Origin of the sequence: Candidatus Enterococcus huntleyi, from assembly GCF_009933175.1 — a bacterium.
Classification (GTDB): Bacteria; Bacillota; Bacilli; order Lactobacillales; family Enterococcaceae; genus Enterococcus_K; species Enterococcus_K huntleyi.
In genome coordinates this window covers 130,524-146,767 of record NZ_MAEJ01000015.1, presented here as the reverse complement: position 1 = coordinate 146,767, position 16,244 = coordinate 130,524, and the positions used below count along the sequence as shown (strand labels likewise).

19 protein-coding genes are annotated in these 16,244 nt (G+C 38.5%); 17 read left to right on the top strand and 2 right to left on the bottom strand.

Going from position 1 to position 16,244, the window contains the following annotated elements; all coding sequences use genetic code 11:
- The coding region (locus tag BAU15_RS15770) for a transposase family protein (RefSeq protein ID WP_161842618.1) at positions 1-356 on the bottom strand (356 nt) is incomplete at its 3' end.
- Positions 357-953: 597 nt separating this feature from the next.
- Here BAU15_RS15770 and BAU15_RS10035 point away from each other — a divergent pair.
- The 3 genes from BAU15_RS10035 (at position 954) to BAU15_RS10025 (ending at position 3,464) form a co-directional block, all read left to right on the top strand.
- Positions 954-2,177, top strand: coding sequence for a glycosyltransferase family 4 protein (locus tag BAU15_RS10035; RefSeq protein ID WP_161842617.1), 1,224 nt, complete (start codon positions 954-956; stop codon positions 2,175-2,177).
- An 81-nt stretch (positions 2,178-2,258) separates the two neighbouring features.
- Positions 2,259-3,143 carry an NAD(P)-dependent oxidoreductase gene (locus tag BAU15_RS10030; protein WP_161842616.1) on the top strand — a complete coding sequence of 295 codons (885 nt, stop codon included), beginning with the start codon at positions 2,259-2,261 and terminating at the stop codon, positions 3,141-3,143.
- 90 nt (positions 3,144-3,233) lie between these two features.
- Positions 3,234-3,464, top strand: a complete 231-nt coding sequence (locus tag BAU15_RS10025) for a YkuJ family protein (RefSeq protein WP_161842615.1) — start codon at positions 3,234-3,236, stop codon at positions 3,462-3,464.
- A gap of 59 nt (positions 3,465-3,523) precedes the next feature.
- Here the strand turns inward: BAU15_RS10025 and BAU15_RS10020 are convergent, their stop codons facing one another.
- A complete protein-coding gene (locus tag BAU15_RS10020; RefSeq protein WP_161842614.1) occupies positions 3,524-4,480 on the bottom strand; it encodes a GIY-YIG nuclease family protein in 957 nt (318 codons plus the stop codon).
- Between the two features lie 336 nt (positions 4,481-4,816).
- Here BAU15_RS10020 and fabT point away from each other — a divergent pair, with 336 nt between their 5' ends.
- From fabT to BAU15_RS09945, 14 genes are all read left to right on the top strand, one after another.
- Positions 4,817-5,254: a fatty acid biosynthesis transcriptional regulator FabT gene (gene fabT, locus BAU15_RS10010; protein WP_161842612.1), complete on the top strand. Its 438-nt coding sequence runs from the start codon at positions 4,817-4,819 to the stop codon at positions 5,252-5,254.
- Entirely contained in the window at positions 5,251-6,219 is a 969-nt protein-coding gene (locus BAU15_RS10005) for a beta-ketoacyl-ACP synthase III (RefSeq protein ID WP_161842611.1), read from the top strand. The genes fabT and BAU15_RS10005 overlap by 4 nt, the downstream gene beginning before the upstream one ends.
- A gap of 71 nt (positions 6,220-6,290) precedes the next feature.
- Positions 6,291-6,518, top strand: a complete 228-nt coding sequence (locus tag BAU15_RS10000; protein ID WP_010767250.1) for an acyl carrier protein — start codon at positions 6,291-6,293, stop codon at positions 6,516-6,518.
- An 83-nt stretch (positions 6,519-6,601) separates the two neighbouring features.
- The gene (gene fabD, locus BAU15_RS09995) at positions 6,602-7,534 is read left to right on the top strand and encodes an ACP S-malonyltransferase (protein WP_161842610.1); all 933 of its coding nucleotides are present in this window, start codon (positions 6,602-6,604) and stop codon (positions 7,532-7,534) included.
- Complete coding sequence (fabG, locus tag BAU15_RS09990; protein ID WP_161842609.1) at positions 7,534-8,271, top strand: 3-oxoacyl-[acyl-carrier-protein] reductase; 738 nt, start codon at positions 7,534-7,536, stop codon at positions 8,269-8,271. Before fabD ends, fabG begins: the two co-directional genes overlap by 1 nt.
- A 15-nt stretch (positions 8,272-8,286) precedes the next feature.
- Positions 8,287-9,522 (top strand): beta-ketoacyl-ACP synthase II, encoded by a 1,236-nt coding sequence (fabF, locus tag BAU15_RS09985; RefSeq protein ID WP_161842608.1) that lies wholly within the window; start codon positions 8,287-8,289, stop codon positions 9,520-9,522.
- Between the two features lies 1 nt (position 9,523).
- Entirely contained in the window at positions 9,524-10,021 is a 498-nt protein-coding gene (accB, locus tag BAU15_RS09980; protein WP_161842607.1) for an acetyl-CoA carboxylase biotin carboxyl carrier protein, read from the top strand.
- 14 nt (positions 10,022-10,035) lie between these two features.
- Entirely contained in the window at positions 10,036-10,461 is a 426-nt protein-coding gene (gene fabZ / locus BAU15_RS09975; protein ID WP_161842606.1) for a 3-hydroxyacyl-ACP dehydratase FabZ, read from the top strand.
- Between the two features lie 7 nt (positions 10,462-10,468).
- Entirely contained in the window at positions 10,469-11,836 is a 1,368-nt protein-coding gene (locus BAU15_RS09970) for an acetyl-CoA carboxylase biotin carboxylase subunit (RefSeq protein ID WP_161842605.1), read from the top strand.
- An 11-nt stretch (positions 11,837-11,847) separates the two neighbouring features.
- Positions 11,848-12,714, top strand: a complete 867-nt coding sequence (accD, locus tag BAU15_RS09965) for an acetyl-CoA carboxylase, carboxyltransferase subunit beta (RefSeq protein ID WP_161842604.1) — start codon at positions 11,848-11,850, stop codon at positions 12,712-12,714.
- Entirely contained in the window at positions 12,711-13,496 is a 786-nt protein-coding gene (locus BAU15_RS09960; RefSeq protein ID WP_161842603.1) for an acetyl-CoA carboxylase carboxyl transferase subunit alpha, read from the top strand. Before accD ends, BAU15_RS09960 begins: the two co-directional genes overlap by 4 nt.
- Positions 13,497-13,809: 313 nt before the next feature.
- A complete protein-coding gene (locus BAU15_RS09955; RefSeq protein WP_161842602.1) occupies positions 13,810-14,652 on the top strand; it encodes a transporter substrate-binding domain-containing protein in 843 nt (280 codons plus the stop codon).
- A gap of 16 nt (positions 14,653-14,668) precedes the next feature.
- Positions 14,669-15,358, top strand: a complete 690-nt coding sequence (locus tag BAU15_RS09950; RefSeq protein WP_161842624.1) for an amino acid ABC transporter permease — start codon at positions 14,669-14,671, stop codon at positions 15,356-15,358.
- Positions 15,359-15,370: 12 nt separating this feature from the next.
- On the top strand, positions 15,371-16,102 hold the full coding sequence (locus BAU15_RS09945) for an amino acid ABC transporter ATP-binding protein (RefSeq protein WP_161842601.1): 732 nt from the start codon (positions 15,371-15,373) through the stop codon (positions 16,100-16,102).
- Positions 16,103-16,244 lie beyond the last annotated feature (142 nt).

Below are 16,244 nucleotides of genomic sequence, written 5' to 3'. Positions count from 1 at the left end.
ATGGCGATCTTTTGTTTTAATTCCCTTGAAATGTAACAATTCTCCTCGACGAGAGGAGTCTTAGCATTAAAGGTAGCTCCACATTCTTTACATAAAAAGCGCGTTCTTTTCAGAGACAAAAAGGTTGGAACTGAACGCAACGGAAGCAATTGAACTTTTGTTTTATGTGTGCCGTTCTTAATGATTTGACCTTCATTTTTTATCCCACACTTGGAACAAGCCTTTGGGGTGTAATCAAGTCTAGCATGGATAAAGTGGGTGGTCAGATGATTGATAGTCCGCGATTCTAACCAATTTTCTGGGAATTGAAAGTTTTTGTCTGTTAAACCAAGTAATTTTTTAGTATGATAGTCCATGAGAGATATCCTCCTTGATGATTGTTTTGTGGTGACTCAATTCTATCAATTTGGCTATCTCTCTTTCTATTTATTTGCTTACAAAAATAGTGTTGGGAGAAGATTCGAAAATCTTCCACCAACACTAAATATTATAGAACCTTTTTCTATTGAATAACGATTATTTTTTTGAGCAGATGGCTGAGCTTATACATTCTTCTATCAACTATCACTAACTGGCTAAGTGGACAATCGATAACGGATGTAATTTATATCAGGAAATTTTTTTCATCTAATTTATTGATAGAATTTTTTGAGAAAAAGCTGATTTTTTCGATAAATTCATCTAACAGTTTTGTCATATAGGGGTAAGATAGACAAAAATAACCCTTATTTGACGGTATTCTCCTTGTAATATTAGCGAATTTTCTTGAAACTAAGACTTTAGTTTGAGTGACATGGATAATTGCTATGATATAATGTGAATAACAATTCAAAGATTTATAGAAGAATGCGAGCTGATTTTCAAAGGAATTATTCGCTATCTGAACTTTATATAATCATTGAAACTAATCATAAACGAAAAAATATCAATTAGGATAGTTTGGAGGAATCATTGTGAAGATCGGTTTTTTTTCAGACACGTATTTTCCCCAGGTGAGTGGCGTAGCAACCTCAATTAAGACACTAAAAGAAGAACTTGAGAAAAATGGTCATGAAGTGTATATTTTTACGACGTCTGATCCCAACGCAGATAAATTCGAAGAAGATGTGATTCGAATGCCTAGCGTACCATTCGTGTCTTTTAAAGACCGAAGAATTGTGGTTAGAGGGATGTGGTATGCTTATTTAATCTCAAAGGAACTAGAGTTAGACTTGATTCATACGCATACGGAATTTGGTGCAGGTTTATTAGGTAAAATGGTCGGTAAAAAAATGAAGATTCCTGTTATTCATACCTACCACACGATGTACGAAGACTATTTACATTATATTGCCAAAGGGAAAGTGTTACGCCCGACGCATGTTAAATATTATTCACGTGTTTTTTCAAATCATTCAACGGGTGTTGTGTGTCCGAGTGAGCGAGTGATTGAAAAGTTACGTTCATACGGCGTATTTAAGCCGATGAGAATTATTCCAACAGGTATCGACATCGAAAAATTTAAGCGTTCTGATATTACAACAGAGATGATTCAAGAGACTCGAGCAGAATTAGGCATTCAACAAGATCAATTAATGATTTTGTCGTTAAGTCGACTTTCCTACGAAAAAAATATTCAAGCAATTATTCAGGGTTTTCCTAAAGTACTGGAGTCGCTTCCGAATGCTCGTCTCGTAATTGTTGGTAAAGGACCTTATATGGAGGCACTCCAAGAGATGGCTGTGGAATTAGGTATTTCAGATTACACGCAATTTGTTGGAGAGGTAGCTAATGATGCAGTTGCTTTATATTATAAAGCTGCAGACTTTTTCGTTAGCACGTCAACCTCAGAAACGCAGGGCTTGACCTATACAGAAGCGATGGCCGCAGGAACTCCTTTAGTTGTGGAAGGGAATGCGTATTTAAATAACTTAATCAGCCATCCATCGTTAGGAGAAACATTTGATTCTGATGAAGCCTTCCCAGAAGCGCTAGTCGATTATGTGAATCGCTCAATCTCCCATGATGAAGAAGTTTTGAAAGAAAAATTATTCGAAATTTCAGCTACTCATTTTGGAGAGGAAATGATTGCATTTTATCAAGATATGATTGATTATCATGAACAATTGCTCATGCAAAAAGAGCTGGAGCCGTCGATGGAAAAAATTCGCGTGCGGTTTAGTAGTTTTAAAAAATAAGTGAATAATAAAGATAAATCTTTGTTTCTAGAGTATACTTGAAGCAAAGATTTTTTTATTTGAATTAGGAGGAATGGATCGATGAAAATAGGCTTTATTGGTACAGGTGTAATGGGAGCGTCAATTATCAAGAACTTATTTAAAAAACAATATGAAGTAAATGTATACAATCGTACGAAGAGTCGGACAGATGAGTTAGTAGAATTAGGAGCAACATGGTATGACACGCCTAAGAAGTTGACTGAAGCGAGTGACGTGATTTTCACCATGGTCGGCTTTCCTCAAGATGTTGAGGAGGTCTATTACGGCGAAGAGGGGATTTATGAAGCGCAGGTAAAGGGCAAGACGTTAGTCGACTTAACGACAAGCACGCCGACTTTGGCGGTTAAAATTGCTGAGACGGCAAAAGAAAAGGGTGCTGAGGCTTTAGATGCCCCAGTTTCTGGTGGCGATTTAGGCGCTAAAAATGGTACGCTAACTATCATGGTTGGTGGAGAAGAAGAGACGTATCAAAAGGTTCGCCCAATTTTTGAAAGCTTCGGGAAAACTTTTATGCTCCATGGACCAGCCGGAAAAGGGCAACATACTAAAATGGCTAATCAAATCATGATTGCGGGAACTATGACGGGCTTAACTGAGATGCTTGTCTATGCGCAGGCAGCTGATTTAGATTTACCTAAAGTAATTGAGACATTAGGTGGCGGCAGTGCGTCTAATTGGTCTATGTTAAATTATGGACCACGAATACTTAAGGAGGATTATACAGCAGGATTCTTTGTCAAACATTTTATAAAAGATTTGAAGATTGCGTTAGATGAAGCAGAAAAACTTGCTATCCAATTACCTGCGACCGATTTAGCAAAAACTTTATATTCTCGGTTAGCTGAAAACGGTTATGAAAACGACGGAACACAGGCTTTAATTAAGCTTTGGTGGGATCAAGAAAAAAAACCTCAAAAAAATTGATAAAAAACACAATTTTTTTTACAAAAATCATGCAAGTATGCGTAGCTTTTGATACAATATAACAGGAATAGAGAAAGGGAGGCCACTCGCATGAAACATTCACAACTTGTTGCAATCATAAAACGCTTAGAAGCAATGACTGAAGCAACTGACAACGAAATACAAGTTCGCCGTTTTGAAAAAGAGGGTGTCGAAAAATGTACAGTTACTTTCGATAAAGCAACTGATACATTTGAATTAACAGAAGCAGATACACAACAGCAATATCAATTTGATAACATTGATATCGTTGCGATGGAAATCTATGATTTAATTCAATAAACCTTTTCGCTTATGTCTAGTAGACAATAAAGGAACCGATAAAAACTAAGGCAAATGTCTTAGTTTTTATCGGTTCTTTCTTCATTTAATGAATGAACGCTTCCTTCAATCTCACCAGCGGTAACTCTCTTTATATAACTTGCTAGGATATAAAGGGGATCAATCTGAGCTTTTTCAATGAATGTGGGGCGGTTCTCGACAATGCGTGTCTCTGACGAGAATACAGGAATAGCATCTAGCGGCGTCAAACAAGTTTCAAGGATGCTGCCATAGTTTATTCGGTAATGCTTCATTTGTTCTTTCGTGGTAGGCAAAGAGAGTATGAATTCTTGTGAAGTTAAGGTGCTCCTTTGTTGACTAATCAGATAGAGGAATGAGGTCATCCGCTCAATCGCTATTTGCAGTTTTTTTGCATACTCGAAATTCATCTGTTGACTACAATAAGCCTGTCTGTTTCTTAGATAGGTCAATATTTTTTGATTTTTCCCAGCAAGCATATCATGAATCTCAGTGTTTTTTTCTTCTATAGTAAGATACTGCATCTCAGGGAGTTGCGCTGTTAAAATTAATTGCGTAATCGGTGAGATAGTAGGCAGCTGGTAGGTCTCTTCGATGATTGTCAACAATTCAGGCAAACGCTGATAGTTTTTAAAAGGACCATAGCAATCTGCTGAAGGCTCCTGACTAAGTTGAAAAGTTTGGTTTTGATAGCTTACATAGAGGTAGTTTTTATAGTGATTCATAATGCGATTGTATATAGGGTGGTAGGCTTGAATTAAATGACATTCTAATAAGAGTGCATCTAGTTCGGTATCAACATGAATGACTTCAAAGTCGTGAATATTATGAATCATTCGGCTGACTTTCTTTGAATGTTGTTTATTTTTATGGAAATAACTAGAGACTCGATCTTTTAATCGCTTAGCTTTACCTACATAAAGCACTTCATCGCGGTAATCCTTCATCAAATAGACACCTGGGCTTCGGGGTAAATTTCTGGCTTTTTCTTTTAACATGATAGAAGCTCCCGTTTAAAATTAGTGACTGGATTATAGCTGATAATCGAAAAAAAGACAATTTAAACGATGCTAGATAAGAAAAATTTTATCCTTGTTTTTTATTTTTCCAATGAGTGCTTTGATAATCAAAATATTTTTTTGATTGCTGACCAATTTAAAGCAATGAGCAAAGCCTTGATAGACAATGCCTCACGAGAAATTATAAATAAAAAAATGAAACTATTTGATTGTAGAGAATGAAAAAAAGTCGAAAACGGGTTGCATTCATAAATGAAATACGATATAGTTTGAACATCAAATGATTTGATAATCAAACTAAATGGATGGTGCCCCATGGAACTGGAAACAATCAACGATTACCTGGTGACAGTCTTCAATGATATTCTTACAATTGAAGAATCCGAATTGAAAAAATCACAATTTAATGACCTTTCAATCACAGAAATGCACACGATTGAAGCGATTGGTATGTATAGAAAAAAAACAACGTCTGAAGTAGCAAAAGATTTGTCGATTACAGTGGGAACCTTAACGATTGCCATCACTCGATTGGTCAAGAAAGATTATGTTGAACGAATTCGTAGTGAAGATGATCGACGTGTCGTAAAGCTTGGTTTGACCAAAAAAGGAAAGTTACTTTTCCGAGTCCATCAGCATTTCCACCGAGATATGGTGAAAAATATATTAAATGACATGGAGAAAACTGAAGAAGAGGCACTTTTAAAGGCTTTGAAAAATCTTCATACGTTTCTTCAAGGATATAAGCGATGAGTAAGTTTGGAAAGATTCTTTCAACCGCACGTTATTTGCCTACAAAAGTCGTTACTAATGATGAGTTGGCGCAAATGATGGATACCTCTGATGAATGGATTCGTTCAAGAACAGGGATTAAAGAGCGACATGTAGTAACAGACGAAAATACTTCAGATTTATGTGTAAAGGTGGCCGAGCAACTAATTAATCGATCTGGTATTCAACCAGAAGAATTAGATTTCATAGTAGTTGCGACTATGTCACCCGACTATACAAGCCCTTCAGTTGCTTGCCAAGTGCAAGGAATGATTGGTGCTAAAAATGCTTTCGCATTTGATATCAGTGCTGCTTGTTCAGGATTTGTTTATGGGCTTTCAATTGCCGAGAAATTTATCCGAACAGGTTCACAGTATGGGTTAGTGATTGGCGGCGAAACGCTGTCTAAATTATTGGATTGGCAAGATCGCTCAACGGCTGTACTTTTTGGGGATGGTGCTGCTGGAGTCCTAATCGGCGCACAGGAAACACAAAGTATCCAACGAGAAAAGATTGCTGCAGATGGCACGAGAAATCAAGCATTGACTGCCGGTTTTCATGCGAATACAAGCCCCTTTTATGAAGAAAAATCAGAATCTTCTTACTGCTTAAACATGGTAGGACGAGACATTTTTGACTTTGCTCTTCGTGATGTGGTGGCAAACATTCAAGAAGTTGTTGGAGATGAGAAAGAGTCCGTTGACTATTTCTTATTGCATCAAGCCAATGAACGAATCATTGAGAAAATTGCTAAGAAATTAAAAGTTCCTAGAGAAAAATTCTTAACAAATATGAGTAGTTATGGCAATACTTCGGCTGCTAGTATCCCAATTTTGTTGGATGAAGCAGTTGAGAGTGGCAAGATTCAATTAGGTTCCAAACAAAAAGTTGTGTTTACAGGTTACGGTGGAGGGTTAACTTGGGGAAGTCTTCTCCTGACTCTATAGTAGCTGTTTACAATAGATTTATGAGCAATGCTCAATCAAAAAGTGAAAAACAATATTGGAGGAATATAGAAATGGTATTTGAAAAAATTCAAGAAATTATTGCAGAAGAATTAGGTAAAGAAACAGAAGAGATTCAATTAACAACAAACATTCAAGGAGATTTAGAAGCTGATAGCTTAGATTTATTCCAAATTATTAACGAAATCGAAGACGCTTTCGATGTGAAAATTGAAACAGAAGACGGAATCTCAACGGTTCAAGACTTAGTAACATACGTTGAAAAACAAAAAGCAGAATAAAAAATCATTGAGGTTAGGCTATTCGCCTGGCCTTTCCTTTTATAGAAGAGATAAATTTACTACGTTTTGATAAGGAGAACGCAATGAAAACAGCATTTTTATTTAGTGGACAAGGCGCCCAATACCAAGGGATGGGGCAATCTTTATATAACACGGAAGCAATTGTCAAAGAGACCTTTGAAGAAGCCAGTCAAGCATTGGGTTATGACATGGCAAAGCTATGTTTTGAGGAAAATCCTCAGCTGAATCAAACAGAATATACCCAACCAGCTATTTTGACGGTGAGCGTAGCTTTTCATCGATTATTAGCTTCAGAAAATTTTTCCGCAGATATCGTCGCAGGCTTAAGCTTAGGTGAATACTCAGCCTTAGTTGCCAGTGGTGTGCTAGATTTTTCAGCAGCTGTTCAACTAGTTTCAAAACGTGGGAAATTTATGAGTGAAGCAGCTCCTTCGGGTATCGGCAAGATGGTGGCAGTTATGAACGCGCCAGTCGAAGTTATTGAAGAGTGCTGCCAAAAAGCTAGCGATTTAGGAATTGTTGCACCAGCCAATTATAATACGCCACAACAAATTGTGATTGGTGGAGAAGTCGTAGCAGTGGATGAAGCGATGCGCTTATTGAAAGAGGCCGGCATTAAACGGATGATTCCCTTAAATGTTAGTGGTCCTTTCCATACACAGCTATTAGAGCCAGCTGCTAAAAACCTTGAGGCAGTATTAACTGATGTGTCATTTTCTGAGCCCAAGATTCCAATTATCAGTAACACAACTGCGAAAATTATGCCGTATGATCAGATGAAAGAATTATTGAGAAGACAAGTGATGTCACCAGTTCGTTTCTACGAAAGTATCGAAACAATGAAAGAGTTAGGCGTCACAAGAGTCGTGGAGATTGGCCCAGGTAAAGTATTAAGCGGCTTTATTAAAAAAATTGATTCGTCAATCGCGATTTCACGAGTGGAAGACGCGGAGACGTTTGTTCAGACAAAAGAATTTTTAGTTGGAGGTAACTGATGGAATTAAAAGGGAAAAATGTCTTCATTACAGGGAGTACTCGTGGCCTTGGCGCGGCAATAGCAAAAGAATTTGCCAAAGAGGGCGCAAATATTGTGCTTAATGGACGTGGCGAGGTTGCTGCTGAAAGTATCAAAGAAATTGAAGATTTAGGTGTTTCATGCATCGCAGTTTCAGGTGATATTTCGGATTTTGACAAGGCTGGCGAGATGATTAATCAAGCAATCAGCGAATTAGGTAGTGTCGATGTCTTAGTTAATAATGCCGGTGTGACTAATGATAAGCTCGTTTTACGAATGACTGCGGATGATTTTGAGCAATGCTTAAAAATCAATTTAACAGGGACATTTAATATGACACAGCATGTGTTAAAGAAGATGATGAAACAGCGTCAAGGCGCGATTATCAATCTTTCAAGTGTATCTGGATTAATCGGAAACTTCGGTCAGGCTAATTATGCGGCCAGTAAAGCTGGTGTGATTGGTTTTACAAAATCAGTTGCGAGAGAAGCTGCGACTAGAGGGATTACGTGTAACGCAATTGCTCCTGGCTTTATTGAAACAGATATGACAGAAGTCTTGTCTGATAAAGTCAAGGAAGAAGCGACGAAACAAATTCCGTTACAACGCTTTGGGCAACCACAAGACGTTGCTGAAACGGCTGTCTTTTTAGCTAAAAGTTCATATATCACAGGACAAGTCATCAGTGTTGATGGTGGCATGGTCATGCAGGGATAAGGAAAGGAGCACACAATGAATAGAGTAGTAATTACAGGGTATGGCGTAGCATCTCCTATTGGAAATGACAGCGAGGCCTTTTTAGATAGTTTAAAACAAGGGAAAAACGGGATCCGTCCAATCACTAAATTTGATGCAACAGATACAGGTATTATTGTAGGGGCAGAAGTCCATGACTTTCCTTTTGATAAATATTTCGTGAAAAAAGATGCGAAACGGATGGATTTATTTTCTATTTATGGTATTTATGCAGCCTTAGAGGCAATGGAAATGAGTGGTATATCTGCAGAAACAGTTAACCAAGATCGCTTTGGCGTGATGGTCGGTTCTGGAATTGGTGGCTTGCAAACCATCCAAGATCAAGTAATCCGTATGCATGATAAAGGTGCACAACGTGTGTCACCAATGTTCGTACCTATGTCAATTGCCAACATGGCAGCGGGAAATATTGCTTTACGCGTAGGTGCAAAAGGAATTTGTACGGCAATCGTAACCGCTTGTGCAACAGGAACACATTCAATTGGTGAAGCTTTTAGAAATATCAAACATGGTTATTCTGACGTTATTTTAGCTGGTGGTTCTGAAGCATCGATTACTGGAATTGGTATTTCAGGTTTTGCTTCATTAACTGCTTTATCAAGAGCAGAAGATCCAGATCGTGCGTCTATTCCATTTGATGCAGAACGTAATGGCTTTGTTATGGGTGAAGGTGCCGGTGTCTTTGTAGTTGAGTCATTAGAGCATGCCCAAAAACGTGGCGCGAATATTTTAGGCGAAGTGGTCGGCTACGGTGCCAACTGTGACGCTTACCATATGACTTCTCCAACACCAGATGGATCAGGTGCTTCAAAAGCCATGATTCTAGCGATGGAAGAAGCAGGCATTACACCTGATCAAGTCGGCTATATTAATGCCCACGGGACAAGTACGCCAGCTAATGACAAAGCAGAAGCTAAAGCGATTCGTTTAGCATTAGGTGAAGGCTTTATGAATACTTATGTAAGTAGTACGAAATCGATGACTGGACACTTATTAGGGGCAGCAGGTGGGATTGAAGCGATTGCGACATTACTTGCCTTAAAACATCAATTTGTGCCACCAACCATCAATGTTAAAGAAGTTGATCCTGAGATTGAATTAAACGTTGTAATCAATGAAAGTAAACCTGCAGAAATGACTTATGCCATGAGTAATTCATTAGGCTTTGGCGGTCATAATGCAGTTATCTGTTTAAAACGCTGGGAGGATTAAGATGAATATCAGCGAAATTAAAGAGCTATTAAATCAATTTGACGAGTCTTCACTGACAGAATTTGATTTACGTGAAGGTAGTTTTGAATTATATATGAATAAGAACCAAAGTGCTAGACAACAAATAGCGCAACCAGCTGCACAGCCTGTTCAATCGCAAGAGTTGGCACCATCGCCGACTTCTGAGGTAGCGCAACAAGTAAGTCAACCGGTTGCTAAAAATGAATCTGTGGAAACAGCTCAAACGACTGCGGCAGTTGGAGAAGAAGTTCTTTCACCAATCGTTGGAGTGGTCTATCTTCAACCATCACCTGATAAACCTGCCTTCAAATCGGTGGGAGAAACAGTCAAAAAAGGTGAAGTGTTGTGTATCATCGAAGCGATGAAATTAATGAATGAAATTACTAGTGAATTCGATGGTGAAATCACTGAAATTTTAGTCGAAAATGAAGATGTGGTTGAGTTTCATCAACCTCTATTCCGCATAAAAACAAAATAGAAAAGAGGAGAACGATGAAACTATCTATTGAAGAGATTAAACAAATTATTCCTCATCGTTACCCAATGTTATTAATTGATACCATTGAGGAAATGACAGAAGGGCAAAAAGTTGTTGCCAAAAAAAATGTGACTATTAATGAACAGTTTTTCCAAGGGCATTTTCCCGGCGAGCCAGTTATGCCAGGTGTTCTGATTGTCGAAGCAATGGCTCAAGCCGGCGCAGTTGCTTTATTATCGTTAGAACAATTTAAAGGGAAAACAGCTTATTTTGGTGGGATTGATAAAGCAAAATTCAGACAAAAAGTTGTTCCTGGAAATACATTAATGCTTGAAGTGGAAATTCTTAAAGTGAAATCTTCAGCTGGTATTGGCAAAGGGATTGCCCGCGTTGATGGCAAAAAAGTAGCTGAAGCAGAATTGACATTTATGATTGGATAGGTGACCTATGTTTTCAAAAATTTTAATAGCCAATCGCGGAGAAATCGCGGTTCGAATTATTCGAGCTTGTCGAGAAATGGGCATTCAAACAGTTGCTGTCTATTCTGAGGCGGACAAAGAAGCACTTCATACACAGATGGCTGATGAAGCTGTCTGTATTGGGCCTGCCAAAGCAACGGATTCTTATTTGAATGTTCAAGCGGTTTTGAGCGCAGCAATCGTTACAAAAGCTGAAGCCATTCATCCTGGATTTGGTTTCTTGTCTGAAAATAGTCAGTTTGCCTCAATGTGTGAAGAATGCAATTTGGTATTTATTGGTCCTAAGAGTGAAACCATCGATGCAATGGGAAATAAAATAAATGCTCGGAAATTGATGATTGAAGCCAATGTTCCTGTCATTCCTGGAAGCGAAGGAGTTATTTCAAGTGTTGAAGAAGCACTTGAAATAGCTGAATCAATCGGCTATCCAGTGATGTTAAAGGCAGCCGCTGGCGGAGGCGGTAAAGGGATTAGAAAAGTCTTATCTGCAGAAGAATTGCCCCAACATTTCTCATCGGCCCAACAAGAGGCCAAGGCTGCTTTTAGTAATGATGATATGTATATTGAGAAAATCATTTACCCAGCACGACATATTGAAGTTCAAATTTTAGGTGATAAATCTGGAAATGTAGTTCATTTGGGTGAACGTGATTGTTCGCTACAAAGAAATAATCAAAAAGTTATGGAAGAATCACCTTCTGTGGTTATTTCTGAAGCCAAGAGAAAAAAATTAGGCGAAGCGGCTGTTCGAGCTGCCAAGGCTGTTTCTTATGAAAATGCGGGGACCATTGAATTTTTAATGGATGAGCATGGCGACTTTTTCTTTATGGAGATGAACACTCGAATTCAAGTAGAGCATCCCGTAACAGAGATGGTTACAGGTGTTGATTTGGTTAAAAAGCAAGTGGAAGTAGCTGCTGGGGAACCCTTAGGTTTAACTCAGGCAGATATCCAATTCACTGGACATGCGATTGAATGCCGAATTAATGCTGAAAATCCGGCCTTTCATTTTGCACCATCACCTGGGAAAATCAATAATCTATTGTTACCAAGTGGTGGGATGGGCTTACGTGTTGATAGTGCGATGTACTCTGGCTACAGTATCCCACCTTACTATGATTCAATGATTGCTAAGGTAATCGTACATGGTGAAACTAGATTTGATGCATTAATGAAGATGCAACGAGCATTGGGTGAAATAGTTACTGAGGGTGTGGTCACGAATGCGGAGTTTCAAATGGACCTAATTAGCCACCCTGCTGTTTTAGCTGGTGATTACGATACAGCATTTTTACAAGAAACATTTTTGCCTAATTGGGTACCTGAGGAAGAGTAGGAGGATCAAACATGGGTTTGTTTAAAAAGAAGAATTACATTCGAATTAATCCAAATCGACCGACCCAAACGTCGACTCAGCCTTCTGTTCCAGATAATATGTGGGCCAAATGCCCTAGTTGTAAACGAACACTTTATACGAAGGAAATTGGGGCAGAAAAAACTTGCCCACATTGCGGATATAATTTTCGAATTAGTGCTTGGGAACGATTAGCATTGTTAATTGACGAGAAGAGCTTTGAAGAATGGGCAACAGATTGTCACACAGAGGATCCCTTAGATTTTCCTGGCTATTTGGAGAAAGTCGATAAAGTGAAAGAAGCGACAGGACTCCATGAAGCGGTACTAACAGGGAAAGCCACGATAGAGCAGCAGTCTGTTGCCATCGGTATTATGGATGCGAACTTTATTATGGGAAGTATGGGAACAGTTGTCGGCGAAAAAATCTGTCGTTTGTTTGAACAGGCAATTGAAGAGAAACTACCAGTTGTTTTATTTACTGCATCTGGTGGTGCCCGTATGCAAGAGGGAATCTTTTCGCTAATGCAAATGGCTAAAATTTCTGCGGCGGTCAAACGTCACAGTAACGCAGGTCTATTTTATTTAACAGTCTTGACGGATCCGACTACGGGTGGTGTAACGGCTAGTTTTGCGATGCTAGGGGATATCATCTTAGCTGAGCCACAAAGTCTAATCGGTTTTGCTGGACGCCGTGTAATTGAGCAGACAATTAAGCAAGAATTGCCTGATAACTTTCAAAAGGCTGAATTTTTACTTGATCATGGCTTTGTTGATCAGATTGTGCCAAGAGCACAGCTAAAACAACGTTTAATTGAACTAATTCATCTTCATACAATGAAGGGGTGGTCTAGTATATGACGAATCGAGCACATGAAATTGTCCAATTAGCTAGACACAAAGATCGCTTAACTAGTTTAGATTATTTTGAACGGTTATTTGATCATTTTGAAGAGCTTCATGGGGATCGTTTGTTTAGCGATGATCAGGCAGTAGTTGGTGGCATAGCCTTGTTGGATGGTAAGCCAGTCACAGTGATTGGTATTCAAAAAGGTAGAAACTTACCTGAGAATATCGAACGGAATTTTGGTTCACCACATCCTGAAGGTTACCGAAAAGCTTTACGTCTAATGAAACAGGCTGAGAAATTTGGTCGCCCCGTGATTACGTTCATCAATACAGCAGGCGCTTTTTGTGGAGTCGGTGCTGAAGAGCGTGGTGAGGGCGAAGCGATTGCTAAGAATCTTTTTGAAATGGCAGATCTAAAAGTTCCAACCATCTCAATTATTATCGGGGAAGGCGGTAGCGGTGGGGCTTTAGCTTTGGCCTTAACGGATGAAGTCTGGATGTTAGAGCAGACAATCTACGCTATTTTGTCACCTGAAGGATTTGCTTCTATTTTGTGGAAAGATGGTAGCCGTGCCGAAGAAGCAGCTGAGTTAATGAAAATTACTGCCCCTGAATTAAAGGAGTTAGAAGTTGTTGATAAGGTCATTCCTGAAACATTTAAAGGAAAACCACTTTCTCAAGAAAAAGTGATTCAGATTGTTAAAAAAGCTTTGATTGATAAAATCACTCAGTTAGCAAAAAAAGAAATCGATGTATTGCTAGAAGAACGATATCAAAGATTTAGAAGATTTTAAAACAAAAGACAAAGTCAGCGGTTGATTTTTAGAAATTGGCCACTGGCTTTTTTTGCTGTCTAAAATAATAGTAATGTATAAATATTTGTTCCAGGTATATAAAAATCTATAGAAAAGCACACAAATAGAAGTTAGTTTTTAATGGCAAGCTAGCTGTAATAGTTGATAATACTGGGAAATCGCTTTCTGGATACGGAATGAAAAAATATTCAAAAAAATTAAAAAAATGGATGAAAAACCAAATCAGTTGTGGTAAGATGTATATAATCACAAATAAATGATTAATAATGCATAAAAATTAAGGAGTGTTAGTATGAAAAAGTATTTCGGGATTATTTTAACAGCGATGATGGTTATTACCTTGACTGCTTGTGGAAGTGGTGAAAAGAAGACGGCTTCAAGTGAGTCGGCCAAAACGGAAACGAATCAATTGGAAGCAATCAAAAAAGCGGGTGTCTTGAAGGTGGGAACGTCTGCTGACTTTGCACCGTTTGAATTTCACAAAATGGTGGATGGAAAAGACGAGATTGTGGGCGCAGATGTTGACATGGTCAATAAGATTGCTGAAGAGCTTGGTGTGAAGGTTGAGTTCATGGATATGGAATTTTCAGCTGTTCTGACTGCTCTACAACAGGGCAAGGTCGACGTAGCTATTTCTGGGATTTCGGCTACAGAGGAACGTCAGCAAACATTCGACTTCTCAATGAATTATTATAATCCACCACAAAAAGTCATGATTAATAAAAAGAATGCTGATTTGTATACTTCAATCGATTCACTAAAACAGAAAAAAGTTGGAGCACAAAAAGGCTCAATTCAAGAGAATGTGGTAAAAGAACAACTTGGGGACGCTCAAATTGTTTCCGTCGCAAAAGTTCCTAATTTAGTGATTGAATTAAACCAAGGATCAATCGATGCCTTAGTGGTTGAAGAAACGATCGGTGCTGCCTATATTGCCCAAAATGAGGATCTAATGTTTGCCGATATTGATTTGGTTTCAAATGAAGATGAAGCTTACGCGATTGCCTTACCTAAAGGGAGCACGGAATTAAAAACAGAGATTGATAAAATTCTTGAGGGCTTAACAAAGGATGGCACGATCGAGGAATATGTTCAAAAAAATATTAAACTAGCTAATGAGAGCACGGATCAATAGATTGGAGCAATAGATGATGAATTTTTCTTTCTTACCGGATTATCTGCCCTACTTTTTATCGGGGACAGTCGTAACCTTAATTATTTCAGTAGTCACCATTGTATTAGGGACCATTATTGGTGTCTGTATGGCTTTGATGAAGCTATCAAAAGTAGCGCCTCTTAGATGGTTTTCAAATATTTATATCGAAGTATTTCGTGGCACACCTATGCTTATTCAAATATTAATTGGTTTTGGCTTATTACAGGGACTTGTCTCAGCACCTAGTGTGACAATTGGTGTTTTAGCGATTGATTTTGGTCGATTGATTCCTGGGATGTTGGTTCTATCACTAAATTCGGGCGCTTATGTAGCTGAGATTGTCCGGGCTGGAATTATTGCCGTTGACTACGGGCAATCTGAAGCAGCAGGTTCTTTAGGATTACGGCCGATGCAAGCGATGCGCTATGTAATTTTACCTCAAGCCTTAAGAAATATCTTACCGCCGATGGGCAATGAATTTATCATTTTGATAAAAGATTCATCACTCTTATCGACCATTGGTATTTATGAATTATTAAGCAGTGCGCAAATGGTGGTCTCTAACTCATTTATTCCGCTAGAACCATTGTATATCGCTGCAGGAATTTACTTCATCCTAACATTCTTATTATCCAGAGTGCTTAATCTTTGGGAAAAGAAATTAGGGAAAGGCTATCATCGGTAGGAGGGAAATGGTATGAGTTCATTAATTGAGATACAAAAGTTGCATAAAACATTTGCTAAAAATGAAGTCTTAAAAGGCATCGATACGCAAATTAAAAAAGGCGAAGTTGTCGTTGTTATTGGCCCATCTGGTTCGGGTAAAAGTACCTTTTTACGCTGTATTAATTTATTAGAAGCACCGACAAGTGGGACTATTTTAGTCGATGGTACGGATATTACGCATAAAACGAATGATATTTACAAGATGAGAGAGAAGCTCGGGATGGTTTTTCAACAATTTAATTTGTTTCCGAATATGACTGTCTTGGAAAATATTACTCTCTCACCAATTAAAGTAAAAAAACTGACGAAAGAAGCGGCTGAAGCAATTGGCTTAGACTTGTTAAAAAAGGTTGGCCTTGTCGAAAAAGCCCACGCTTATCCGCAGTCTTTATCTGGTGGACAGCAGCAACGGATAGCGATTGCTCGAGCATTGGCTATGGAGCCCGAAGTGATGCTTTTTGATGAACCAACTTCCGCGTTAGACCCGGAGATGGTTGGCGAAGTACTTAGCGTCATGCAGGATTTGGCTCAAGAAGGCATGACTATGGTAATTGTGACGCATGAAATGGGCTTTGCCCGAGAGGTCGGCGATCGAATCTTATTTATGGATCAAGGGCTGATTGTTGAAGAAGGTACAGCTCAAGAGGTCTTCGAAGAAACGAAAAACCCACGAACTATCGATTTCCTTTCTAAAGTCTTATAAAATCTGTTAATCAATCAATAGATGGATGAAACACTTCATTTCCTATTTTGCTTGCGATCTTAAGCAAATGGGAACGGAGTGTTTCTTTTTGAGGATTATTATAGTTTATAAGAGCGATATCTTCTGGAAATTCCTGCTAAAA